Source organism: Alcanivorax sp. REN37, assembly GCF_041102775.1.
GTDB lineage: Bacteria > Pseudomonadota > Gammaproteobacteria > Pseudomonadales > Alcanivoracaceae > Isoalcanivorax > Isoalcanivorax beigongshangi.
Map to the genome: position 1 here is coordinate 1,185,017 of NZ_JBGCUO010000001.1, position 22,819 is coordinate 1,207,835.

25 protein-coding genes, 1 tRNA gene and 1 pseudogene are annotated in these 22,819 nt (G+C 59.1%); 18 read left to right on the plus strand and 9 right to left on the minus strand.

Annotated elements, in window-relative coordinates:
- Positions 1 to 42 precede the first annotated feature (42 nt).
- Positions 43 to 810, minus strand: coding sequence for a LexA family transcriptional regulator (locus AB5I84_RS05290; RefSeq protein ID WP_369454815.1), 768 nt, complete (start codon positions 808 to 810; stop codon positions 43 to 45).
- A 95-nt stretch (positions 811 to 905) separates the two neighbouring features.
- Between AB5I84_RS05290 and AB5I84_RS05295 the strand changes: the two genes are divergently transcribed.
- The 9 genes and pseudogenes from AB5I84_RS05295 to AB5I84_RS05335 all read left to right on the plus strand — a co-directional run bounded on the left by AB5I84_RS05295 (position 906) and on the right by AB5I84_RS05335 (position 4,930).
- Positions 906 to 1,112 (plus strand): Cro/CI family transcriptional regulator, encoded by a 207-nt coding sequence (locus AB5I84_RS05295; protein WP_369454816.1) that lies wholly within the window; start codon positions 906 to 908, stop codon positions 1,110 to 1,112.
- Between the two features lie 15 nt (positions 1,113 to 1,127).
- Complete coding sequence (locus AB5I84_RS05300; RefSeq protein WP_369454817.1) at positions 1,128 to 1,688, plus strand: hypothetical protein; 561 nt, start codon at positions 1,128 to 1,130, stop codon at positions 1,686 to 1,688.
- Between the two features lie 35 nt (positions 1,689 to 1,723).
- Positions 1,724 to 1,870, plus strand: a pseudogene (locus AB5I84_RS05305) (helix-turn-helix domain-containing protein); the annotation flags it as partial.
- Positions 1,871 to 2,113: 243 nt separating this feature from the next.
- Positions 2,114 to 2,425, plus strand: a complete 312-nt coding sequence (locus AB5I84_RS05310; protein WP_369456089.1) for a hypothetical protein — start codon at positions 2,114 to 2,116, stop codon at positions 2,423 to 2,425.
- Positions 2,422 to 2,673, plus strand: a complete 252-nt coding sequence (locus tag AB5I84_RS05315; protein ID WP_369454818.1) for a hypothetical protein — start codon at positions 2,422 to 2,424, stop codon at positions 2,671 to 2,673. The genes AB5I84_RS05310 and AB5I84_RS05315 overlap by 4 nt, the downstream gene beginning before the upstream one ends.
- A complete protein-coding gene (locus AB5I84_RS05320) occupies positions 2,652 to 2,888 on the plus strand; it encodes a phage tail tip fiber protein (protein WP_369454819.1) in 237 nt (78 codons plus the stop codon). The genes AB5I84_RS05315 and AB5I84_RS05320 overlap by 22 nt, the downstream gene beginning before the upstream one ends.
- Complete coding sequence (locus AB5I84_RS05325; protein ID WP_369454820.1) at positions 2,885 to 3,223, plus strand: hypothetical protein; 339 nt, start codon at positions 2,885 to 2,887, stop codon at positions 3,221 to 3,223. The genes AB5I84_RS05320 and AB5I84_RS05325 overlap by 4 nt, the downstream gene beginning before the upstream one ends.
- A complete protein-coding gene (locus AB5I84_RS05330; RefSeq protein WP_369454821.1) occupies positions 3,224 to 3,955 on the plus strand; it encodes a hypothetical protein in 732 nt (243 codons plus the stop codon).
- Positions 3,956 to 4,129: 174 nt separating this feature from the next.
- Complete coding sequence (locus AB5I84_RS05335; RefSeq protein ID WP_369454822.1) at positions 4,130 to 4,930, plus strand: hypothetical protein; 801 nt, start codon at positions 4,130 to 4,132, stop codon at positions 4,928 to 4,930.
- Positions 4,931 to 5,033: 103 nt separating this feature from the next.
- On the opposite strand, the gene AB5I84_RS05340 is transcribed toward AB5I84_RS05335, so the two are convergent.
- Complete coding sequence (locus AB5I84_RS05340) at positions 5,034 to 5,234, minus strand: hypothetical protein (RefSeq protein WP_369454823.1); 201 nt, start codon at positions 5,232 to 5,234, stop codon at positions 5,034 to 5,036.
- A 1,444-nt stretch (positions 5,235 to 6,678) separates the two neighbouring features.
- On the opposite strand from AB5I84_RS05340, the gene AB5I84_RS05345 reads away from it, so the two are divergent.
- The 4 genes from AB5I84_RS05345 to AB5I84_RS05360 all read left to right on the plus strand — a co-directional run bounded on the left by AB5I84_RS05345 (position 6,679) and on the right by AB5I84_RS05360 (position 10,715).
- Positions 6,679 to 8,055 carry a GTA baseplate fiber-binding domain-containing protein gene (locus tag AB5I84_RS05345; RefSeq protein ID WP_369454824.1) on the plus strand — a complete coding sequence of 459 codons (1,377 nt, stop codon included), beginning with the start codon at positions 6,679 to 6,681 and terminating at the stop codon, positions 8,053 to 8,055.
- Positions 8,052 to 8,378: a DUF2793 domain-containing protein gene (locus AB5I84_RS05350; RefSeq protein ID WP_369454825.1), complete on the plus strand. Its 327-nt coding sequence runs from the start codon at positions 8,052 to 8,054 to the stop codon at positions 8,376 to 8,378. Before AB5I84_RS05345 ends, AB5I84_RS05350 begins: the two co-directional genes overlap by 4 nt.
- Before the next feature lie 382 nt (positions 8,379 to 8,760).
- Positions 8,761 to 10,023, plus strand: coding sequence for an AAA family ATPase (locus tag AB5I84_RS05355; RefSeq protein WP_369454826.1), 1,263 nt, complete (start codon positions 8,761 to 8,763; stop codon positions 10,021 to 10,023).
- Positions 10,024 to 10,043: 20 nt separating this feature from the next.
- Positions 10,044 to 10,715: an RloB family protein gene (locus AB5I84_RS05360; RefSeq protein ID WP_369454827.1), complete on the plus strand. Its 672-nt coding sequence runs from the start codon at positions 10,044 to 10,046 to the stop codon at positions 10,713 to 10,715.
- A gap of 277 nt (positions 10,716 to 10,992) precedes the next feature.
- On the opposite strand, the gene AB5I84_RS05365 is transcribed toward AB5I84_RS05360, so the two are convergent.
- Positions 10,993 to 11,457 carry a BRO-N domain-containing protein gene (locus AB5I84_RS05365; RefSeq protein ID WP_369454828.1) on the minus strand — a complete coding sequence of 155 codons (465 nt, stop codon included), beginning with the start codon at positions 11,455 to 11,457 and terminating at the stop codon, positions 10,993 to 10,995.
- 452 nt (positions 11,458 to 11,909) lie between these two features.
- On the opposite strand from AB5I84_RS05365, the gene AB5I84_RS05370 reads away from it, so the two are divergent.
- Positions 11,910 to 11,983: transfer RNA gene (locus tag AB5I84_RS05370), tRNA-Gly, on the plus strand.
- A 57-nt stretch (positions 11,984 to 12,040) separates the two neighbouring features.
- On the opposite strand, the gene AB5I84_RS05375 is transcribed toward AB5I84_RS05370, so the two are convergent.
- On the minus strand, positions 12,041 to 12,457 hold the full coding sequence (locus AB5I84_RS05375; protein WP_369454829.1) for a hypothetical protein: 417 nt from the start codon (positions 12,455 to 12,457) through the stop codon (positions 12,041 to 12,043).
- 155 nt (positions 12,458 to 12,612) lie between these two features.
- A complete protein-coding gene (locus tag AB5I84_RS05380; RefSeq protein WP_369454830.1) occupies positions 12,613 to 13,383 on the minus strand; it encodes a YggS family pyridoxal phosphate-dependent enzyme in 771 nt (256 codons plus the stop codon).
- A 188-nt stretch (positions 13,384 to 13,571) separates the two neighbouring features.
- Here AB5I84_RS05380 and AB5I84_RS05385 point away from each other — a divergent pair, with 188 nt between their 5' ends.
- Positions 13,572 to 15,077 (plus strand): MFS transporter, encoded by a 1,506-nt coding sequence (locus tag AB5I84_RS05385; RefSeq protein ID WP_369454831.1) that lies wholly within the window; start codon positions 13,572 to 13,574, stop codon positions 15,075 to 15,077.
- Here AB5I84_RS05385 and AB5I84_RS05390 read toward each other — a convergent pair.
- On the minus strand, positions 15,063 to 15,956 hold the full coding sequence (locus AB5I84_RS05390; protein ID WP_369454832.1) for a LysR family transcriptional regulator: 894 nt from the start codon (positions 15,954 to 15,956) through the stop codon (positions 15,063 to 15,065). The two genes, AB5I84_RS05385 and AB5I84_RS05390, sit on opposite strands and share 15 nt — an antisense overlap.
- Before the next feature lie 157 nt (positions 15,957 to 16,113).
- Between AB5I84_RS05390 and AB5I84_RS05395 the strand changes: the two genes are divergently transcribed.
- The 3 genes from AB5I84_RS05395 to AB5I84_RS05405 are packed head-to-tail and all read left to right on the plus strand — an operon-like array spanning position 16,114 to position 18,621.
- Positions 16,114 to 17,514 (plus strand): cytochrome ubiquinol oxidase subunit I, encoded by a 1,401-nt coding sequence (locus AB5I84_RS05395; RefSeq protein ID WP_369454833.1) that lies wholly within the window; start codon positions 16,114 to 16,116, stop codon positions 17,512 to 17,514.
- On the plus strand, positions 17,504 to 18,511 hold the full coding sequence (gene cydB, locus AB5I84_RS05400; protein WP_369454834.1) for a cytochrome d ubiquinol oxidase subunit II: 1,008 nt from the start codon (positions 17,504 to 17,506) through the stop codon (positions 18,509 to 18,511). Before AB5I84_RS05395 ends, cydB begins: the two co-directional genes overlap by 11 nt.
- On the plus strand, positions 18,511 to 18,621 hold the full coding sequence (locus AB5I84_RS05405) for a DUF2474 family protein (RefSeq protein ID WP_369454835.1): 111 nt from the start codon (positions 18,511 to 18,513) through the stop codon (positions 18,619 to 18,621). Before cydB ends, AB5I84_RS05405 begins: the two co-directional genes overlap by 1 nt.
- A 28-nt stretch (positions 18,622 to 18,649) precedes the next feature.
- On the opposite strand, the gene AB5I84_RS05410 is transcribed toward AB5I84_RS05405, so the two are convergent.
- The 3 genes from AB5I84_RS05410 to AB5I84_RS05420 all read right to left on the minus strand — a co-directional run bounded on the left by AB5I84_RS05410 (position 18,650) and on the right by AB5I84_RS05420 (position 22,696).
- Positions 18,650 to 19,129: an FKBP-type peptidyl-prolyl cis-trans isomerase gene (locus tag AB5I84_RS05410; RefSeq protein ID WP_369454836.1), complete on the minus strand. Its 480-nt coding sequence runs from the start codon at positions 19,127 to 19,129 to the stop codon at positions 18,650 to 18,652.
- Between the two features lie 93 nt (positions 19,130 to 19,222).
- A complete protein-coding gene (locus AB5I84_RS05415) occupies positions 19,223 to 21,076 on the minus strand; it encodes a sensor histidine kinase (protein ID WP_369454837.1) in 1,854 nt (617 codons plus the stop codon).
- A gap of 141 nt (positions 21,077 to 21,217) precedes the next feature.
- Positions 21,218 to 22,696 (minus strand): DUF3336 domain-containing protein, encoded by a 1,479-nt coding sequence (locus AB5I84_RS05420; protein WP_369454838.1) that lies wholly within the window; start codon positions 22,694 to 22,696, stop codon positions 21,218 to 21,220.
- Positions 22,697 to 22,819 lie beyond the last annotated feature (123 nt).

Consider the following 22,819-nt stretch of genomic DNA (forward strand, 5'->3'; position numbering starts at 1 on the left):
GGCAGTTTTGAATGTGTTCAGGGCGCCGGTATCAGAGCTAGCCTACCGAAGCGCTGACCACCAAAACACTCTCCCAATGACAATCACCGCCGCAGCTTCCTCTGCGCCAAGATCCTCATCTTCCCACTCATCGCGATTGATGCTGCGCAGGCGCAAGCCTTCCTGCTTCAGGCGGTAAAGCTGCTTCACACGTAGCTCACCGTTGTGATTGATCGCGTAGATGTCACCGTCTTTGATCGCTTTGTCCGCGGTGTTCACACCTACCGTTGCACCGTCAGGCAGCATGGGCTCCATCGAGTTGCCCATGACCATCACACAGACTGCGCATTCCGGCTGCACACCAACCTTGCGCAGAGTGCTCTTGCTGAAGCGCAGCTTCATGCCGTCGAAGTCTTCTGAGCCAGGCTCAAGGCCGGCGCCGGCAGCGAGGCACACAGTCTTCAACAACGGAAGCTCGACGTCATCATCGTGCAGAGGGGTGGTGTCGTCCCACGGATCAAGTGCGCCGACGATCTTGGCTTCAGCTGGGCGAGCATTGGCGAGAGAGCGGTGCTCCGCAGCAAGCCTAGGACTGAAGTCAGAGATGTCTGCGCCCAGAAACTTCGCAAAACCAAGGGCGGCCGAGAGGTTCAGCCTATTGCGGCCATTGAGGTAATGGCTGACAGCGGCTTGTGAAATGCCAAGCGCGTCGCCTGCCGCCGACTGAGTCAACGACATCCCCTCTTTGCGTTTTCTTTCCCACAGTGACTTCAGGGACCGGCATTCAGCCGCCTCATCTTCAGTCAGCGGGCGCTTTCTCTCTTCGCTCATGCGCGAAGCGTATAGCCGGAGGTTATGCGAGGCAAAAACCGCCGGTATTGATAGGTTTCGAACCGCCGGTTATATTGGCGCTGGAGGTAGAGCATATGCACAAGGTTTCCCTTGCCGACTTTGTCGCTGACAAAGGGCAGTCACATGCGGCGGCGCTGTTGGGTATGACACAGCCCGGTTTGAGTAAGGCCCTCAGAGCGGGCCGCGAGATCTATGTCACGGAAACGTCGACCGGCCGATTCATGGCGTCAGAAGTTCGACCTTTTCCATCGCAGCAGCGTCGAGAGCAGGCCACTGGCTGATACGGGTGCACAGTAATGGACGCAATCAACAGAATCTTGGGGCAAGTGCCACCCGCGGTGCGTGACAACGGCACGGCGCGCGAGCGCCTGGAGGCGATTTGGCGGGCGCTTGGGTTCAGCCGGAGTGGGCTGCAAACCCGTGTCGCCGGCGACCTGGCCGAGCGCTGGGCAGCGCGACATCAGTCGCCGCGGTTGCCGGTAGACGACCCTCGGGCCGCGCAGAAGCGGCTGGATCGGTGCTTGAACGGCGAAGTCGCCATGCCGCTGGACCTCGCAATGGATCTCATCGAAGTGCTGCCCGCCGAGTACAGAGCTGCAGCAGTGATGCTTGTGTTTCCGGCTGCTGCCCCGGCGCCCGCAGTTTCTGGCCTCGCTGCGGCGCTGGACGTAAACGCAGAAGCCGACGTGGTCACTGACCTTAACCGCTATGTGCTTGCGAAGACCGGCGGCAAGGGGATGAGTGCAGATCAGCTGGAGGCCATGGCAATCAGCTACGAAACCGAAGCTGAGACCTGCGTGGCCCTTGCGCGTGAGATCCGGGCGAAAGGCACAGCGCGGACAGGGGGTGCTTCATGAGCACTCGCATCATGTCAATTTGCTGGCCCCTGCAAATGTCTCCGTCACAGAAGGCAGTGCTAATTTCGCTCGCCGACCAGGCGAACGATGAGGGGCACTGCTGGCCGTCGCTCAAAACCATGAGCGAGCGAACCTGCCTCTCTGAGCGAGCAGTTCGAAATGCAATCCGCTGGCTTGAGCAAAGTGGTTACCTGAAATCATGCGGGCGAAGCGGAACGTCGAACTACTACATCCTGACCCCGGCAGCAGGTGCCGGGGTGGATGGCCATGGCACCCCGGCACCAGATGCCGCCCCGGCAGGGAATGCCCCCCGGCACGAGATGCCGCCCCCTCCGGCACCAGATGCCGCCCCCCCCGGCACCAGATGCCGGCCCCCCCGGCACCAGGTGCCCCCTAACCGTAATAGAACCGTAATTGAACCGTCAGTGAACCGTGAGGAAGGCGCGCACGAGCAGCGCAAACCAAAACGCAGCTCACAGCTCCCTGACGACTTCGAGCCGAACGAAGCGAACCGTCGCGTTGCCGCAGAGCAGGGGGTGAGCATCAGCGAGCAGCTGCCGCAGTTCTCGGATTACCACCGGGCCAAGGGCAGCACGATGAAGGACTGGCACGCAGCTCTGAACACCTGGCTACGGAATGCTCGGAAGTTTGATCGCAGCCGATCGGATCGGTCGGCCCAAGAAACGCCTTACGAACGTGGCCAGCGTATGGCCCGAGAGCGGGGGATTATTCTGTGAAGCCAAACGACTATCCCGAGTTCGTCGCCCTGTGGACCCAGGTGTTCGAGCTGTACGGCAAGAGGCCGTCCGATGGGGCGCTCGACCTGACATTCAGCGCATTGAGCCGGTTTGAGCTGAGTGACATCCGGCGCGGCCTGACGGCTCACGTCAATGACACCCAGCATGGCGACTTCGTCCCGAAGCCGGCCGACATCGTGCGGAACATCGAGGGGGACGCCGGCAGGTGTTCATCAAGTCCGCGGTGATCGGCAATGCGAGCATCGGCGCCGCGAAGCTGACGGACTGGCTGGAGTCCGATGCCAAGGGGCCCAGCGGGGTGCCGGTGCTGCGGCTGAACTTCCGCACCGGCGAGATCCAGATTAACTCGGCACAGGTCGGTGGGTGGCGGATGGCCATGAACAATAACGGCATGCGTCTCTACGATGAAAACGACACATTGCGCGTGAGCCTTGGGCGATGAGCGGGCTGGAGGTATTTGACGCAGCGGGACAGCCGATGTTTGTTGCCGACGACCGGCTCGGCTGCGTCGTTGCCGTGTTTCAGACGCACATCAACCAGACCGGCACTGTCTATGTGCCGGAGGCCGTTGGAGCCGATATTTTCTGGCTGTCATTCCCCGCCGAGGAGTTCGTCGTCAACGAAATCTCTGACATGGACGAGACCGGAGGAGTCGTGCTGGAAAACATCGGCAATGGGGTGATCAAGTGGTCCTACGACTTTTCAATCTACGGCGGCGCCCCGCCGGCGGGGCGGCCTCTCATCACCAGCCATCACGTCTACCTGGGGGTGTTTTGAATGTCGGAAGGTTTCGAGCTGAGGGACGCCCAGGGCAGGCTTCGCATCAGCTCTGCGGGCTATAACTGGCACCTCCGGGCCTCGCGCAAGCTGGGTGCCATCCCGCTCACGTGGTACAGCAACACTGGCAACTTAGGTCACAAGTATTGGGCTGGGAAGGTTGTGCTGCCCGGCGCGGTGAACCCGGTGGTAGCGATCCACAACCCGCAGGGCAAAGCCATCGCATTCCGCGTATCTCATCCGCCGGGCAGCGCCCCCACGGTCTCCATTTTTGCGGACCAAGCAGCCGTGGATTCTGGGGAGGTGTTTGTGTTCGACATGGCCAGCCCGCCAGACTCTGGAGATGCTTTTGGGCTTCAAGTGTTCGACGAGCAGGGGCGCATTGCGTTCTCGACTGACAAGTGGCCGATGAAGATCGTGGGCCGCCACTCATGCAAAGTGACGAACATCAGCACGGGTGCGTACACGCAGAACTACGTGGGCTCGCCGCCCAGCGGTCGCAAGGTCGCCGCTTGGGCGGGCCGCTATGAGTCGGAAGCGGGTAACCTGGGCGTGTCTGGATTTCACTTCATCGGCACACGACGGACAGGGGTGGGGCAGATTGAGTATGGCGGCATGTTGATTCTCTACGGAAGCATTGCGTTGCAGCCGCCGCTGCACTATCGCGCGTTCGGCGATTCGTTCGTTGTGATCGACGTTGATCGGCTGCCGGTGCCTTTTGGAGCGCTGTAACATTGCCCAGCAATCAAACATGAATCATGGTTGATTCGTACAACCTAAAAGCGTGGCAGGTCGCACTTTAGTATCGGGAGCTAAGTCTTGCCAACCAAGGCTTTTCACTTCGGACATATACAAAGCAATAGTTAGAAATGGCACAGCCGTGAAGAATGCCTGAGAGAGCAGACGATGGGATTCACGAATAAGCCCCTAGGGCGGCAGCATCTTTTCTGGATGGCGATATTAACCCCTTTACTCATTAGCGTGGCCGTCATGGCCTTAATCGGGCTGCAGTTGACGTTCTGCCTTGCCCCGGAGTGCTTTCAGACATTTTTTGGATATGCAAGGGGCCCCGCCGCCATTGCTGCGATAAGCATCCCCTTAGCTACTTTGGTGGCCAAACTTCACGGGAGCTTCATTGAAGGGCAGCGCCAGAAGTTTAATGAGATCCACATTCTGGCGAGGCAGAGATTCGTAGATGGATTTGCAGACCTTGAAGATGACGTCGGGCTGACCATCAACGCTTCTCGCCTTTACACTAAGCTCCTCGAGCAGTCGCAGAATCTCTCAGGCAAGCATCCAGGCAAGGTCGTCTTTATCCATGTTTTTTTTGTACTGAGGGCACCGATATTACTCTTCCAAAATCAGCTTGCATCTGCAGCGGAAATGGAGTCTGGCGGGGAGCTAAGGGCTCGCCATGCTCGAAGCTCCTTCATGACGAGCGCGGCCTTCTTGCTCACTGTTAAGAGCTCAAAGTCTGAACCCGATGAAATGACCGCCAACCAGTTTGCGTCGATTATTTATCGCTGTCGTGAAACTTTGGGAGATGTAGACTTGGACGTTCGCGAGAAACTTGTTCAAACACTTTCACTGCTGGAGGGGCTTTCTTGTGGAATGCCACTTAACACTCTTGGCTCTAGCAGCCACCTATTGAATGAAGTCTGCAAGGAAATGAGTAACTGGGAACAGAGGCTGAGCGCAAGTCGCTGACAGCTTTTGTCGCTAAGTGCGTCACCGCGTGTCGCTGACAATTGCCGTCGCTGTAGGGCGCTGAGAGAAGAGTACCAAGTTTCGCCAGCGCTGCCGTCAGCCTTTAATCATACCCATGTCGGCTCAGGATTCTTTCAGTGTGACGTCGGTTGGCTTCTCGCTGCTCTGTCTTGCGCAGCCTCACCAGCAGCTGCGTGAGCTCAATCACTATTCGCCGATGTGCATCATCCATCTGCTGCTTCAGCTCTTCCATGATTTCTGCATCCCGGTCTGCCGGCGCTAGTGGCTTCCCTTGATTGTCCATGGCTGCCACCTCCTTTGGTCTGATCGAAGTGTAGCCATGGCCCTAGAGGGGTTGGATGTGGCAGATGCTACTGGCGTAAAAGCCAACTCTTAAGCACCAGCCCACCAGTCACCCACTCCAGCAGGCCGCCGCCCTACGGTCCATGTACAGCTGGCGACTGCTGGAACTGTTAATGAGCTTCGAATCCACCGGCTGGGCCGAATACACGATTGAGTAGTTCAGGGTATCAATGGACGTGCCGCCAAGCCTTTCTGACTTTTGCCAAGTGGGGCGCCGCACCATCGAGCGCAGCCGTGCGCGAGCTGGCCGAGGAAGACGGCTGGTTGATCGACTGGAAGCCGATCAAGGCCGACACGTTGTGTGGCCAGGGTGCGATTTGATTTCCGCAGAGATGATTAGCTGAGGCTGCTGGTCTGAGCTTCTTCGGGTGTTAACGCGTTAACACCTGAAACCCTGATGCCTGCTGGGCTAGAGGGTGTTAAAAAATAAAATGTTAACACCCGAGCCTTTTTGTTAACAAAAAATCCATTTGGCATCAGCGGCTTACGGCATAGCGCAGCTATGCGTGGGGTCTGATAAAGACTCCGGGGACGGAGGGCCTTAAAAGGCTCGCTTAGTGCCTCGAAGCCCAGTAGAGGTCTCCAGCTTGTTTCAGGCCTAGTGCGCGCCGCTTGCTCGTTGCCTTGAGCGGAATCAGTAGAGGCATCTGGTTGTGTATTGGAGCGCACTCTGCGTCGGATGCACGTCTAGGTTCGGGCCGACATTCAGCTCGAGCTGGAAGTTATCCCTAACGAGGTCCTCAACGTCGGCGGCAACAATGCCAAATCGACCGCAAATGGCTCTCTCCGAAATCATGAGCTCATCGTGTCAGGAATTGGGAGGTGGCGAGGTAAGAAGCTGAAAGCCAGAAACAAAAAACCGATGTAGAGTTGGGCTGATTACTGGCTTATATACCCCAGCGTTTGATATGTACCACGGGGGTTGGCGCCTACTAACTAGGGGCTTGCCATATTTGACTCCGCCTACTGAGCTTGAGTCTGCAACCCACTGATAAACAGCCAGCCTAAGATCTGCCCAAACCGAGCGATTTGTTATAACTGTAGCCGCACGCCTCGCCACTTGTGTGGGCCCATTGCTTCTTCATAGCATCAATGTAAGACGCATGGCTCAAGAGCAAGCCAACCCTACAGAAGTAGGGTGATGGTCAGTACGGCCCTTGTGCCGACGCTATGTACCGACCATCACGAGTGAAGAGGTTGCTTCAGGTTCTGCAGGCAGACACGTCCGAGCAGGGCTTTCGCCGGGCTCTTCGGATTTGCCGTCAATGAGCATCTTCGCCCCTGAAATCTCAACGAGGACCAATCGACGGCACACCGGTTTGTCTCATGGACTTTAAGCGGCTCAGGCATCCGGTTGGGAAAGGCCCACTCGTATATCGAAACATATGTTCAAGATCCACCTCCTTGGCGCTACTCTGCCATCAAAGACCTGTCCAACATTCCGACTTCCTCAGTTTAGCATAATTTCAGCTGAGCTGAACCGTAAAGACGCCATCACGGTGCCCCGTGTGTTGCATCTTGAGTACTTCGACATCGACGGCGGCTTGAGCGCTGATAAGCAGACCAGCGACCGAAGCCTCGATAACCGTTCGGTGTCTGAGACGAAGATCCAAACCGCAGTGCTCATGGGGGCTGACGACGCCGCTCGCTCAGTGGTGATCAATCACAAGATCAGTACTGAAGAACAGCGGGGTACCTACGAGTTCAGTTTGCCAGAGCAGTACATCTGGCTTGCCGTCGGTGACTGCATTTCGCTGGATAGTCAGCGGCTGCGGATCATAGAAATTGAGATCGATGACGGGCTGCAGAACTACAAGGCGGTATTTGACCGGCGCAGCGCCTATCAAACCACTGTGCAGGGAGTGCCGGTGGAACGGCCCATCGATCCACCCAGCCTAGTTGTTGCAGGAACGGTTCTGCACTTCATAGACAGCCATATCCTGCGTGATGCCGACGACCGGCTGGGCTTCTACGTTGCCGTGAGCGGGGCAGGGGAGGGCTGGAGCGGCGCACGAGTCGAGTTGTCCACGGACGGCGGTGAAACCTTCATCGAGTCAGTAGACGCCTACACCGACGCCGACACCGGTGTGCTCGACGCTCCCTTACCGGCACACCCGGTCTGGTACCCAGATACGCGGAATACACTGCGTGTGGCGATGGCTCGCACCGATATGGAGTTCGAAAGTGCCGACCTGCGTGGCATGCAAAACCGGCAGAACCTGGCACTGGTTGGCGATGAGATCGTCAGCCTTGGCAACGCGGAAGAAGTGGAACCAGGCATTTGGGAATTCACTCATCTACTGCGCGGCCGCAAAGGTTCGCCCATCGCTACGCACCCAGCCGGCACACGCTTTGTTAGCCTTGAGCGCTCGCAACTGTGGTTCATCGACGCAGAGCTGTACATGCTGGCAAGCGAGCTTACGTTCCGCGCGACCTCTTTCGGGGCCTCAGAAAGCAGCACGGCTTCGGCCGTGTTTCTGGGCCGCTCCCAGGCTGAGCGCCAGCCTTCCTACTTGAGCGCTACGCGCAGAGGCGGCGAGCTGATCATCGATTGGCAGGGAGTCGGCAGGCTGGGCGGCGGAGCGCGCGTTAGTATGGGCGCTCACTTCACTGGCTTTGATGTGACTGTAAACGGTGCAGCGCCGGTGCTGGTACAACAGCCTCCCTACCGCGTTGCGGATCCCGGCTCGGGGGCTGTGGTCAGCGTAAGCCAGATCAATCGCTTTACCGGTCCTGGGCCGGCTTCGGAGATCGTCATATGAGTACAGTGAACAACGGAATTCCTTTCGTACCAGAGAACACTGTGGATCCTGCTGCAGGACTCAATCAAGCTCTCAACGTGGTAGATGCTTTGCTACAAGTACAGGTGCAGTCGGTGGGTGAGAACAGCCCGCCTTCATCGCTAGCGGATGGTGATCGCTTTGTAGTGGGGACAGCTCCGACAGGGGCTTGGGCAGGGCGGAGCGGAAAGTTGGCGCGCTGGCTGAATGAGGGGTGGGACTTCTATGATGCGGTGATTGTCGTGAGCAAGGCCGACGACCGGCTGTATATCCGTGCCGGTTCAGGTTGGATGCCGGTGGGCTAGTCTCGCCTGAAGTGGGCGGCGCTGCCGTCAGTCGATCAGGATACGCCGAGGCGGATCAGTAGCCCGCTGCATGAGCCCGTTCATGGTTTTGCCTCCTGGGCTGCTGGCACTTGCTACCCCTGATCGTTGAGACCGTTGTTCTCCCAAGCGGCCGGAAGTCTATTCAACGCCCTCTTGAGCAGCGAGATAGAAGTATCGAGAGGTCATCAGGGGGCAGAGAGCTCCTGTTAGTGCCGTGTGAGAACTTATGATCTTTGGGGTGTTTTGGCCGTGATTTCGGCAATTTTTGCCAAAATTGAGGGTCTATAGTGTTAGTCTCTGTTGCGATGTGATAGTTTCGCCATCTAAATGGCGTATTGATGTAAGACCTGAGGAGATCCCTATGCTGATAGAGTTTAGCGTGAAAAATTTTCGCTCGATCCGTGAGCGGCAGACGCTAAGCCTGGTGAGGGGGACCGGGCAAGAGCTGGTGGACTCAAATTCCTTTAAGTCTAACACGGTGAATGATATAGAGCTGCTTAGGTCAGCTGCTATTTATGGACCTAATGCTGGTGGAAAAAGTAACTTTCTTCTCGCTGTACGAGCCATGAAGGAGATTGTTGTTAAATCGGCTAGGACTCAGAGGGGGGATTCTCTGCCGGTCGTGCCATACCGACTTAACTCTGAGACTGCTCAAGCCCCGACGGAGTTTGAAATAGTCTTCATCGTTGACGGAGTGCGCTATCAATATGGCTTCTCAGCAAAAGAAGATAGAGTTTACGATGAGTGGCTTTTTGCATTCCCGAGCGGTAGGCCCCAGAGATGGTTTGAGCGCTTTTGGGTGGTTGACGATCAAGAGTATGACTGGTCATTTGGCAGCTTTTTGGTAGGAAGCAAAAAGACTTGGATGCGGTCAACACGAGATAATGCTCTCTTCCTGTCAACCGCCGTGCAGCTCAATAGTCAACAGCTTATACCAATTTATGATTGGTTCCGGTATGTGCTGAGAACGGGGCAGGTCGGAGGCTGGGGAGCTGAGTTCACCGGATCCCAGTGCGAGGGTGATCAGAAAGAACGCATTTTACAGTTTTTGCAAGCGGCAGATCTGGGTATTTCAGATGTTAAAGTTGAGAGTCGGCCTTTTGATAGCTCCTTGCTCCCTAAAGAGTTGAGCGAGGCTTTTAAGGAAGAAGTAATTGAAAAAATAAGTGCAGCAGATTACAAGGAGTATAAAGTGCTGCGGTCCACAGATTCTGGGGATTTGCTGGAGTTTGATTTAAGAGATGACGAATCAGATGGTACAGAAACAATTTTTGGTTTTGCAGGGCCTTGGCTTGACTGCCTAGATAATGGCTATGTTCTTTTTGTCGATGAGTTGCATAACAGCTTGCATCCAAAGCTTGTAAAATTTCTCGTTTCTCTTTTTCATGATAGCTCAGTAAATAAAAATAATGCCCAGCTTATTTTCACTACTCACGAGACATCTATCTTGAGTCAGGACGTCTTTAGACGCGATCAGATATGGTTCTGCAGTAAGGAGGGCGGACGAGAGACTTATCTATATCCGTTAAGTGATTTCAGTCCTAGGAAGGGGCGCGAGAATCTAGAATTGACTTACCTTTCAGGCAAGTATGGAGCCGTGCCTTTTGTGCAAGGATTGAAATAAGAGAAGGGTGAGAGAAGACTATGGCCAACGCTAACCATAGATCTAGAAGGAAGGGGAGAAATGCTGCCCAACTCAGTAGAAAAAAGAGTGTTAAAAATCCTTACGAAAGAGTCCTGATAGTTACCGAGGGAAGTAAGACTGAGCCATACTATTTTAGGGAGCTGAGAAATCACTTTAGACTTAGTAGTGCCAATATTGAAATTACTGGCAAAAGCGACCCTACTCCTGATTGCATTATTAAGTATGCCAAGACAGCTTTTGCTAGGGAGAGGAGTGCTGGAAATCCTTTTGATAAAGTCTTTTGCGTCTTCGATAGAGACTCTCACGCGGTTTACGATGCTGTAGTTGCGGAAATATCTACGATGAGGCCAAGGGGGGTCTTTAGTGCAGTTTTATCGGTGCCTTCATTTGAGTACTGGCTGAGGCTGCACTTTAGTTATACGGCAGCACCTTATGCGGCGGCAGGGAGGAGGAGTGCTGGCGACATGGTTGTTGCAGATTTAAAGAGGCACATTCCTGCTTATGAAAAAGCTCTGGAAGGGGTGTTTCAACTCCTGCTGACCAGACTGGACACAGCCCTTTTGAATGCTGAGAGGCGGTCGACCGAGGTGGAGCATGAAAAGAGTGACAATCCTAGCACTCAAGTACACATTCTCGTGCGATATTTGATGAGCTTTAAAGAGAATCCTTGACGCTTATGTGAATATTTTTGAGTTATGTATGGTTTATTATTTTTTCCAAGAGGGGCAATATTATTTCTATAAAATTTACTAGGTGGATTGTCAATATTGTGCTCGTTCTGCTGCTGCATCGCTAGGGTTCACAGCTAAGTATCCCTCTTGCAAACCGGTCTACGCCTTATTCGTGGCCTGCAGGCGCCTTGGTTTGAACAAGGCTTTTGAGGGCGACTGTATCAGAACAGTTCTGGCAGCTTTTTTTATCAAGGCTGTAGTAGAGGCCGAGTGCTTATTAGTCGCAGCGCCAGTTGATGTCGCCGACCATGACGGCGTGCAGGACGGTGCGCATGGCTTCTGCCGCCACCTGGGATGCCATTTTGATGGCCAGCTCGTGCCGCTCGGGGTCTCCTTTCCAGGCTCGGCCGGGGTTACCCTGTGAATCGGCGGCGCCCTCTAGCACATCCAGCACCCAGCGACGGAATTCTTTGGCAACTCCGGTGCGGGAAAACATAGCCAATAGGTGGGCGCCACGCAGGGAGAAGATGCGGGCTTCTTTGCGTAGGTTTCCCGAGGCGGTCAACTTGACCGTCTGGGTCATGCAAGTGCTGAACTCATCAGCATTGCGACGGTAGATTCGGCTGACAGCGTCTTCAGTGGCGTAGCCAAGTGCTTTCGCTATCTGCGCGGCTTGCAGCCAGGGCTGGCCTTCATGATCGATGATGTCGAACTGGGTGCTGTGGAAGGCAAGTGCTTTCATGGCAAATCTCCGTCTTTTTGTGAGACCGCCACCCCTCCGCCAAGAAGGGTGGACGGAACCGTGCAGGTTGGCGGACCGGAAGACGGAACCGGCGAGCCCAAAGGCTCCCATACACGGCCCGCCCATTACTTGGCTTGCCATGTTGCGGACACAAAAAAACCGCTTGTGAGGCGGTGTCCGCCGTCTATTCCGGGCCGCCAAGCCCGTATCGCTGAATTTGCAGCGACCAAGAAAGGCTGCCCGGAACCTGAAAAACTGTCAAGCCGGGAGGCGGGCTTTAGTCACCTGGCCAGCCTCGGTGCGGCTTGCATCGGAGCTTTCAGAGGGCGATTTTTCTGTCTCACAGCCCCAAATGATCTTGAGTAAAAACAACGGCTTATCAGGGCCAAAAAGAAAACTGCGTGAGACAGTAGACAGGGCGTAAGTTGATGATATTATTGCGCTTTCCCGTTGCGGGTGTAGTTCAATGGTAGAACGGCAGCTTCCCAAGCTGCATACGTGGGTTCGATTCCCATCACCCGCTCCATCTTTCTGATCATTCCTGCTTCCAACTCATTACCTTCTTGTACCGAATCGACCGTCCTCAGCCCATCAATTGCTCGATGCGCCGAACTGCGTTGGCACCTGCTTTGGCCGCTTGCACACGCCCATGGCCGGCACAGCGCGCGGCGATTTCCAGCAGGTCTGCTCTGGGCCGTTTGGCTATTTCTGCTGCCATTGCTTCAGGCGGAAGGAAGTTAAGGTCGCCAGCCAGTCGGTAGAGGAGTGCTGGGTCAGTCAGATCCATTGCTGGGATCAGCGTCGGGATCAGGTCCTCGCCTATGTCTGTGCCTATCAAGCCTGCTATCAGCGCACTTAGGCTTGGCTGATCCTGCGACACAGGTGAAAGCAGCAGATGGCCGTCGCTTCCCGCCTGTTGATCCAGTACGAATCCTCTCAGCGTTTTGATTGCCGGGTGAAAGGAAAAGATTTCGGTTTGCTCAACAATAGCGTTCGGCATCAGTAGGGCGCTGGTCGAGGGGCATGCGTTAAGAAACTGGCACTAGGTGTTCAGGGTAGGGATGTCGGTCATAGGAAGGTGCGCCTGGAGTTGGCCGATCAATATTGGCGGGTAAGGCCCTGCGTGTGCAGGGCCTCGTGTGGTCACAGGCCGCGTTAGGTGCCCGGCCAGTAGTAGGAGTCCGGCTGTTCGCGTGAGCCAAAGATGGCTTGGCCGACGCGCACCACAGTGGCGCCTTCTTCGATCGCCAACTCGAAGTCGCCGGACATGCCCATCGACAGCTCATTCAACTCAATGCCCGCCGGTGCACTGTCACGCAGCTGGTCGCGCAGGCCACGCAGCAGTTGGAAGCAGGGACGCACGCGTTCGGCTTCGCTGGAGAATAGCGCCAGCGTCATCAAACCGCGCACACGCAGGGCGCTGAAAGCGGGCAGTTCTTGGATGAAAGCGGCGACATCTTCTGGGGCCAAGCCGTACTTGCTCTGTTCGCCGGACGTGTTCACCTGCACATACACATCCAAGCTGCGGCCGAGCTGCTGCAGCCGGCGGTCGAGGGCCGCCGCTAGGCGCAGGCTGTCGAGGGCTTGGAATTCGCTGGCGAACTGGGCTACGAAGCGCGCTTTGTTGGTTTGTAGGTGACCGATCACTGACCATTCAAGGCCGTCGAGATCATCCAAGGTCTGCCATTTGCCATGGGCTTCCTGGACCTTGTTCTCGCCGAGCAGGCGCATGCCGGCGTCGTAAGCCAGCCGCAGCCGCTCAGCAGGCACTGTTTTGCTCACCGGCAGCAGGCGCACGCTGTCCGGCTCCCGTCCCGCACGGCGCGCCGCGTCCGCAATACGCTGCTGCACCTGGGCCAGGTTGCGTTGCAGGGCTTCGACGGATTCAGCGGGTGCGTACTGCTGGTGGGCGGGTTGCGTTGCCATGGAACCAACTCCTCTGGATAAAGGGCAGGGAAGCGTTCCATGCTAGCCCAGTCGTGACCGTTAAGGTATCGGCTTTAGAGCCCCGCAAATATTCCCTTTTTATGAATTAAATAGACGATCTATTCCATTGATCCGAATGCCTTGCCGAGGCTGCAATAGCTCGCTCCATCAAGCTAGGAGCAAACCGATTGAGCAAGGTAATAAGAGGGCCTTCGGCCACCGCCACGCTGTGGGTGGCGGCGGCAGTGTGTGCGCTGACGGTCTTGGATACCAACCTGGTGGGCATGATTCTGCCGGCACTGGCCACTGATCTGGGGGCCGACTTCGCACAGCTGGAATGGATCGTCAGCAGCTACGTGCTGTGCTTTACCGCGTTGCTGTTGCCGGCCGGGACCTTGGCAGATCGTTATGGGCATCGCAGGGTGCTGGTGGCCGGGCTGTGGGTGTTTGCACTGGCGTCGTTGGCCTGCGGGTTAGCACCGGATGCGGTGGGCCTGTCTTGGGCCCGTGCCGTGCAGGGGGCGGGTGCGGCATTGCTGCTGGCGCCGGCGCTGGCCGCGATCCGTCACCGGTTTACCACACCGGCGGCACAGCGCCACGCTTGGGGGCTGTGGGGCATGGTGATGGGATTGACCATGGTTGCGTCGCCCTGGGTCGGCGCGCTGCTGCAGCACTGGGGTGGTTGGCGCTCGGCGTTTCTGGTGAATGTGCCGGTCTGTAGTGTGCTGCTGATGGCGGTACTACGCGCGTTGCCGCCCGCGCAGCGGCAGCGCCAGGCAGCGCTGGATTGGCGCGGCATGCTGTTATTCAGCGCTGCCATGCTGGCGCTGGTCACGGCGTTAATTGAAGCACCGGTCCACGGCGTGCCAGTGGCGGGGGCGTTGCTGCTGGTGGCGCTGTTGCTGGGCATCATTTTTATACGGGTGGAGCACCGCCATCCGGCGCCGATGCTGATGCTTTCGCTGTTCCGCAGCCCGCGCTTGGTGGCGGCAGTATTAGCGATGGCGGCCTATGCCGGCTGCGCGCAGGTGATGGCATCACTGCTGCCGCTCTATCTGCAAAGTGCCCAGCGGCTGTCGGTGCTGGCCACCGCAGCGATGATGCTGCCGTTTGCACTGTGCATGCTGGTGTTCCCGCTGTTGGGGCGGCGATGGGATCGGGGGCGACTGCCGGGGCAGGGGTTGGCGCGTGGTTTGTGGTGGGTAGCCGCCGGCAATTTGGCGCTGGCCGGGGTGGCGGACGCCTCGCATCCGCTGTGGTTAGTGCTGCCGCTGGCGCTACTCGGCGCCGGCGGTGGTTTGCTCAATGGTGAAACCCAGAATGCAATCCTCAGTGCGGTGCCGGCGGAGCGCGCTGGCATGGCGTCAGGGGTCAGCACCACCGCACGTTTTTCCGGCATCTTGCTGGGCTTTGCAGGCTTGGGCGCGGTGCTGGCCTGGACCCTGAATGCGGTGTTGCCCAGTTACAGCTGCTTGGCACCAGAGGCACTGGCCGCCGCCGATCATCTGGCGGCGCTGGCCGGTTGTGCGCCGGCCCAGTGGCAGGCGGCAGACTTGGCGGCACGGGCCGCGCAAGCACAGGGTTTCCAGGCGGTGTTCCTGTGTGCTGCGGTGGTAGCGGCGATGGCGGCGCTGCACGTCGGGCGGGTGATGGGCAGCACTGAGCCAGCGCTGCCGGGGTTAGGGCGCAGGTAACCGGCGCAGGGGCGTATCGTGCAGTTGCCGGATCAGGTGCTGTACCGCTGGGTCGCGTTCAAAGCGTCGGCTGAGGGCTGCTACTTCGGAGTAGATCGCGGCGCCGGCTAGCGACCGGTAGGCCAGGTTCGGCAATTGGATCACGTCGGTGACCACACTCGGTACCACTGCCACGCCGACGCCCAATGACACGTGGGTGAGCACCGCCAGCAGGCTGCCGGGCACCACGCTGATTCGCGGCGTGAAACGGCCCCGCCGTGCCACTTCCCGCAGGCCGATATCTTGCTCCGGCAGCACGAAGGACTCCTGTTTCAAGGCTGACAGCGGCAGCGGGCCGTTGCGTTCGGTAAGCGGGTGATCTGCAGCCAACGCGAGGCAGAACGGGTCCCGTAGCAGAGTGTGGCTGTCGAGCCCGGGCGGCAGCGTGAGCGGCAGACGCACCAGGGCAATGTCGACGTTGCCGTCCAACAGTTGCTGGGGCAACGTCTCCATCGGCGCTTCCTCTAGCGTCAGCAGTACTTCGGGCCACTGACGCCGGTAGCGCGCCATATGCTCCTGCAGCACACCGGCAAAGCTGGCCGAGGCCACATAGCCGATGCGGATATGGCCGAGCTGGCCGCGCCCGGCCCGTTGTCCGACCTGCACCGCCTGCTCGAACTGCGCCAAGGTCGCCGCTGCTTCGCTGCGAAATGCTTCGCCGGCGGCGCTCAGTGATACCGAACGCTTGGTGCGGTGGAACAGCCGCGCTTGTAACGCGTGTTCCAACTCCTGGATTTGCACTGTCAGCGTCGGCGGCGAGACACCCAGCTGTTCTGCGGCGCGGGCAAAATGCAGGGTGTCGGCCAGCACAAGAAAGGCTCGCAAGTGACGCAATTCCATGACGCCGCTCCTGTCCTCGATTGTATTAGAAAAAAATGAATTATTGATACGGCCTGCTTTATTGAACGGAATAGTGCCCGCTGCTGCAATAGTGCCGGAGCCGGCCGCTGCTTGTTGCGGTGGTCGGCGGTGTCGGCCGCAGTTGCAAGGGGGCGCCATGTTGACTGTCAGTGCGCTGGACCTGGCCCGTGTCCAGTTCGGTTTCACCATCTCGTTCCACATCATTTTCCCTGCCATCACTATTGGATTGGCCAGTTACCTGGTGGTGCTGGAGGGACTGTGGTTGCGTCGTCGCGACCCGGTGTACCACAGCCTGTACCGCTTCTGGTCGCGCATTTTTGCGGTCAACTTCGCCATGGGGGTGGTGTCCGGGTTGGTGATGGCTTACCAGTTCGGCACTCACTGGAGTGAATTTTCTGCCTTTGCGGGCAGCATCACCGGGCCGTTGCTCACCTACGAGGTGCTGACGGCGTTCTTCCTCGAGGCGGGCTTTCTCGGCGTGATGCTGTTTGGCGAAAAGCGCGTCGGCCCCGGCCTGCACTTTTTCGCCACCATCATGGTGGCGCTCGGCACCTTGATGTCGGCCACCTGGATTCTGGCGTCCAACAGTTGGATGCACACCCCGCAGGGATTCGAGTTGGTGGACGGGCGGGTGGTGCCGGTGGATTGGCTGGCAATCATCTTCAATCCGTCGTTTCCCTATCGGTTGGTGCACATGACGCTGGCCGCGTTTCTGTCCACCGCGCTGTTCGTGGCGGCCTCCGGGGCCTGGCACCAGCTGCGCAACCCGTCCGCTGGCGCGCGGCGGATGCTGTCGATGGGCCTGTGGATGCTGCTGGCGGTAGCGCCGCTGCAAATCTTGGTCGGCGATCTGCACGGGCTCAACGCGCTCAAGTATCAGCCTATGAAAGTGGCAGCGATGGAAGGGCATTGGCGCAACCACCCCGGTGCAGGGGTGCCGCTGGTGTTATTCGCGTGGCCGGACAGCGAGGCAGAGGAAAACCGTTTCGAGCTGGCGGTGCCGCGGCTGGCGAGCCTGATCCTTACCCACAGTCTGGGTGGCCAAATCCCAGCACTCACCGAGGTGCCGCGTGCCGACCGGCCGCCAGTAGCGGCGGTATTTTGGTCGTTCCGGGTGATGGTAGGGCTGGGGCTGCTGATGTTGGCGTTGGCGCTGGTTGGGCTGCTGCTGCGTCGTGGCGGCGGCTGGCACCGGCAGCGCTGGTTTCTGCGCTGGACGCTGTGGATGGGCCCCAGCGGGTTGATTGCGATCCTTGCCGGCTGGTTCACCACCGAGATCGGCCGTCAGCCGTGGGTGGTGCACGGGTTGCTGCGCACTTCCGACGGGGTGTCATCGCATTCGGTGACCACGCTGTCGATCTCGCTGCTGGTGTTCGTGGCGATGTACGCCGCGGTGTTCGGCATTGGCATCCGCTACATGCTGCGGTTGGTAGCACAGGGTCCGGAGACGCCGCTCGGCAGCGGTCTGATCCCGCGTCCGGCGCGGCCGTTGTCAGCGGCACCGGACCAGTTGCAAGGAGATTGCCATGGGCATTGATCTGCCGTTGATGTGGGCACTGATTATCGGCTTCGGGCTGCTGATGTACGCGGTGATGGATGGTTTCGACCTCGGTGTTGGCTTGCTGTTTCCTTGGATCAAGGGCGCCGAGCAGCGCGACCGCATGGTGAACTCGGTGGCGCCGATTTGGGATGGCAATGAAACCTGGTTGGTACTGGGCGGCGCCGGCTTGATGGCGGCATTTCCTTCCGCTTACGCGATCCTGCTTAGCGCGCTTTACATGCCGCTGCTATTGATGCTAGGGGGGCTGATCTGGCGCGGTGTGGCGTTTGAATTCCGGTTCAAAGCCGATGCCAGCCACCGGCCGTTCTGGGACCGGGCCTTGATCGTTGGCTCTTACGTGGCCACCGGCGCACAGGGTGTGGCGATCGGTGCTTTCATCCAAGGTTTTGAAGTGGCAGACGGCCGCTTTGTCGGCGGCCCGTTGGATGTGCTGACGCCGTTCAGCGTGCTCACTGGGGGCGGCTTAATGTTGGCTTACGCTTTGCTGGGTGCCACTTGGCTAGTGATGAAAACCGAGGGGCCCCTGCAAGCGCGCATGCGTGCACTGGCTAAGCCGCTGCTGTGGGGTGTGGTGGCGATGATCGTGCTGGTCAGTGTGTGGACGCCGCTGCTCCACCCGACGGTGGCGCAGCGCTGGTTTGGCGAGCTCAACTGGCTGTGGCTGTCACCGGTGCCGCTGTGCGTGGTGCTCACTACCTGGGCGCTGTGGCGCGCGCTGGCACGGCAGCACGAGAGCGCGCCGTTCATGCTGACGTTGGTGTTGTTGCTGCTCGGCTATCTGGGGCTGATTGTTGGGCTCTATCCGTATCTGGTGCCGCCGTCACTGACGCTGCGGGAATTGGCGGCACCGGACTCCAGTATGGGCTTCACCTTGGTGGGTGCGCTGTTCATTCTGCCGGTGATCCTGACCTACACCGCATGGTCGTATTACGTGTTCCGCGGCAAGGTGCAGAGCGGGGAGGGCTACCACTGATGAAAGCCTGGACTTGGATGGTGCTGTACTGGATCGCGGGGGTGGCCACGCTGGGTGCGGTGGCCACCCTGTTCCGGGTGCTGATGCGCAGCGCCGGGCTGACGGTGTAGCGGCCACTGCAGTGGCCGCCGGCAGCACTCAGTGCTGATGGCCACCGACGCCGTGGGCGTGGCCGTGTTCGATTTCTTCAGCGCTGGCGGCGCGCACGTCTTCCACTGACATCTGGAAGCGCAGAGTGCGGCCGGCAAGCGGGTGATTGGTGTCCACATCCACGGTTTTGAGGCCGACCTTGATCACCGTTACCCAGCGGATGCCGTCATCGGTCTGCACCGGCACCTGCATACCGGCTTTCAGCTTGCCAGCGTGTTTCAGGTATTTGGCCGAGACGCGCTGCAGGGCGTCGTCGCGCCGTTCTCCGTAGCCGTCCACCGGCGCCACCGTCACGTCCAGCTTGTCGCCAGCTTGCTTGCCTTCCAGTGCTTTCTCGACCCCCGGAATCATGTTGCCGTGGCCGTGCAGGTACAGGCTTGGCTCGTCAGAGGTCTGTTCGATCAGCACGTCCTGCTCATCGAAGAGCTGGTAGTGCAGGCTGACGACCTTGTCTTTCTCAATCTGCATAACGGGTTCCAACGCAAAAATGGGAGGGCAGCGCCGATCAGGCCAGCGCTGCGGACGGGGCAGTATACGGTGCGCCCGAAGGCGGCTCCACTGTCAGGACGGGTGTTCGAGCGAGGCCGGTAGGCTGAGGGGGCCACCCAAGCCGAGTGCGCCCAGCACTTCGTCCAGTGCAGTGCGTGTCACCGGCTGCGGCAGCAGCGGCACTGGCATTTGACGGTATTCCATCGGGGCCACCAGTCGCACTGGACAGTTAGAGCGGCGCAATTTGCGGCGTTGCTCCGGCGTGAAACGCGCCCATGACTGCTCACATACCAACACCAATTGGCACTGGGCCAGCTGTGCAAATTCGCGTTGTGGCGTCAGCCCTTGGTGGGCCAGCATGCCGCATAGCGCCTCCTGCTGTGCCGGATGGGCGGCCAACACCAGTACCGCTTGGCCGTTGTAGGTGCGCGCTGGCAATTCGCCCAGCGCTTTCATTGGCAGGCTGAAATGGAAGCTGGCGCCGCCCTGCGGTCGATTGTCCACCGCAATGGAACCGCCCATAGCTTCCACCAGCCGTTTGCACACCGTCAGCCCGAGACCGCTGCCGCGATAGCGTTGGCTCGGCTGCCGGCCTTGGGCGAAAGGCGCAAACACTTGATCGATCAGGTCGGCCTCGACGCCGGCGCCGGAGTCTTCCACGGCTACGGTCACTAGGCGGTTGTCGTTGTCTTCCCACACCCGCACCACCAGCGCAGTGCCCGCCGCAAAGGTGAAAGCGTTGTTGAGCAGGTTGAGCAGCACCTGACGAATGCGGCGCGCATCCGCCTGCACGCGGCGGAACTGGTGCAGGCGGATGTCGAGTACCAACTCCATATGCTGTTCGCGCGCGATGCCGGCGCAGGCGGTGACTGCGCCTTCCACCAACTGTTGCAAGTCCAGCGCTTCGGCCTGCAGCTTCGGCGGCCGACGGGTGAGCGGGTCTTCCAAGACATCAGAAAGCAGTGCCCGCAGGTTTTCGTTGGATTGGCGCAGCAATGACAGGTACAGCTGTTGTTCGTGGCTCGGTTGGGTATTTTCCAGCAGTTCCAAATAGCCGCTCATGGCGTTCAGCGGCGTGTGCAGTTCCCGGCTGATGGTGGTCAGCAGCTCGCCGCGCGCATGGCTTTCCTGCTCCGCCCGTTCGCGCTGGCCTTCCAGCGTTCGCTGCTGGATAGCGGCATCGGTGAGCGCTTGCTCAGTGGCTTCGCGCTCGCGAATGTCTTGCTGCAGGGTGGCGCGCATTTGGTTGATGGCATGGACAATGTCGTCCAGCTCGTCGCGGTGGTGATGGCGCCGGTCCAGAGCCAGCGGTCGGTGCAGACGGTCCAACGTCAGCGAGCGGGCGTAGTTGGAAATAGTGGTCAGATGACGGGTGAGCAAGTGCCGCACCAGCGCCAGAATCAGCAGCGCGAGCACCGCGGTTTTGAGCGTCTGAAACAACGCGATGAACACCGCGTGGCGCGCCACGTCGTGGTAGATGCTGTTGCGATTAAGGTGAATCTCCAGATCGCCGATGTTGATCGCGCGGCCGTCGGAGCGGCGGTAAACCAGCGGATAGCGCTGCTGCAGCTCGTTGTTTTGAGTCGTCGCAGACAGCGTGCCGGAGACAATCTGCTGTGGCTTGCCGCTCCAGTCGCTCCAGCGCACCGCGACGCCATCCACTTCCGGTAATTGGCGTAGGACGTCAATTTGGGTGTGCAGGTTGCCGGTGTCGAATTGCCACAGCGCGCTGGTAATGGCCGGCACGGATGACAGCCGCGCTTGGTCAAGGTTGCGCTCAAGATGAGAGACGCCGGCAGAGTACTCACGTGCAAGCAGCAGCCCGATCGCCACCAGTGTAATCAGCGAGCTGGCGAGCAGGATGCCGGTTACAAGGCGGATCGCCAGCGGGTGGTCCCGCCAGTAGCGTTTGAGACGTCCCACCATTCATCCCTCACAAAGGTGGTCGCGGCGCAGGCAGCACACAGTGTCTGTGGCGCAGAAGATGCCGCAGACGGCGCCCTGGCAGTCTGCGGTCGGCGCACTCTACGGCTGGGAAAGCTTTACCACAAGTTCACGCCGCCGTCGTTACGAAGTCGCTCCGGCCGGTACCAGGCTCAGGTGCGCGCGCTTGAGTCGGCGCGCCTTGATCTGCGCCAGCCGGGCATTGCAGTCGCGGAAGGTGCGGCTGATGCGGGTGGTGTTGTGGATGCGCGACATCTGCGGCCAGCTGACCTGCTCGCCGAGCCGGACGTAGCGGCGCACATCATCGACGCTGGGGTTGGCTAGCACTCGCAGCAATCCCAGCGGACGCCGTGGTGGAATCAGGTTGATGTCGCCGATGTAGTTTTGGGACAGTACCGAGCGTGCCTTGTCGAGCACCAGCGCCACATCGTTGGAACCGACACGGCGGATCAGCAGGTCGAGCCCATAGCCCGCATTCATGGCGGCGTTGCGCACCAACCAGTCGGTTAGCACCGGCAGCGTGCGCCGGGTATCGGCATTGCGCGACAGGAACGGCACCACATGTGGGTTGGTTTGGCTGACGATGGAATGGTTGATGCCATACAGCCGCGCCAATCGCTTGATCGGCAGGTCATCTTTGATCGAGCCATCAACGAACTTGCGGCCGGGAATGTAGGGCACTTTCTCGCCGTCCACATTCTTCGCCCACAGACTCACCGCTGGGTACACGCCGGGGATTGCGCAGGACGCCCGCGATGCCTTGCGGATCAGCACATTCGGTGAGGTGCGCCAATTCAGCAATCGCGCGTGTTGGTGACGGTCGTAGGGGCTCACCGGGATATTGATTTCGCGGCCGGTGAGGCGGTAGGCCTCTTCAAAGGTGAGATCGGGAATGTTCTCGTCGAGGCAAGCTTCCAAATGGTCGCCATCGAGGAACGGCGTGCCGCGTAACAGCCCGCGCCAGCCCACGTAGCGGAACGCATTCAGATAGAGGTTCTCCGGACGCAGCTTTTCTGCCAACGCATCGTCGGAATGGGTGCCGACTACCGCGGCAATGATGGAGCCGGCGCTGGAGCCGGAGATCACCTGCGGCAGCAGTTGCTGCTCCCACAGCGCTTTGCAGACGCCGATATGGAATAGACCCAGTGCGGCGCCGCCAGACAGCATCAGCGCGCTCTGACCAAAGGCACTGCCGGTGGTTTCGAAAAAAGCCAGCTTGTCTTCAAACGGCAGCGCCGGGTCATCTTGGTCGCACAGCTCATTGAGCGCGGCGCAGACTTCGTCGAGGTATTCCTCGATCAGGTATTTGGTGCCGACCTTGCAATGCTGGTACAGCAGCGGATCGGACAGATTGCCGAGGTTGCCGTGCAGCCCCTCGTGCAGATGGAACACCAGGTCGCGCACCTTGCCGGTGCGGCGGGCGTCGCGAATTTGCGTCAGCCGGCGGCGAATCAGCAGGTAATCATAGTGGGGGGAGGCGTCTTCCGCCTTCCACCCGTCGGCGCCGGAAAGGCGATCATGCTCACGGCCGGCTTCACGCCATTCCGCGTAATTGGCCGCGCGAGCCATGTCACGGTCGAGTTGCTTAAGTTTGCGCTTCATCCTGCGGGTCCTGTCAGGCCGTTGGCGGCCTTGTTGTTATGGTGGACCGATGATGACGCAAACCGCGCTGCGACACAGCAGTTTGCCGGTGTCGCAGCGGCGATTGTCCGACACGCCTTGCGG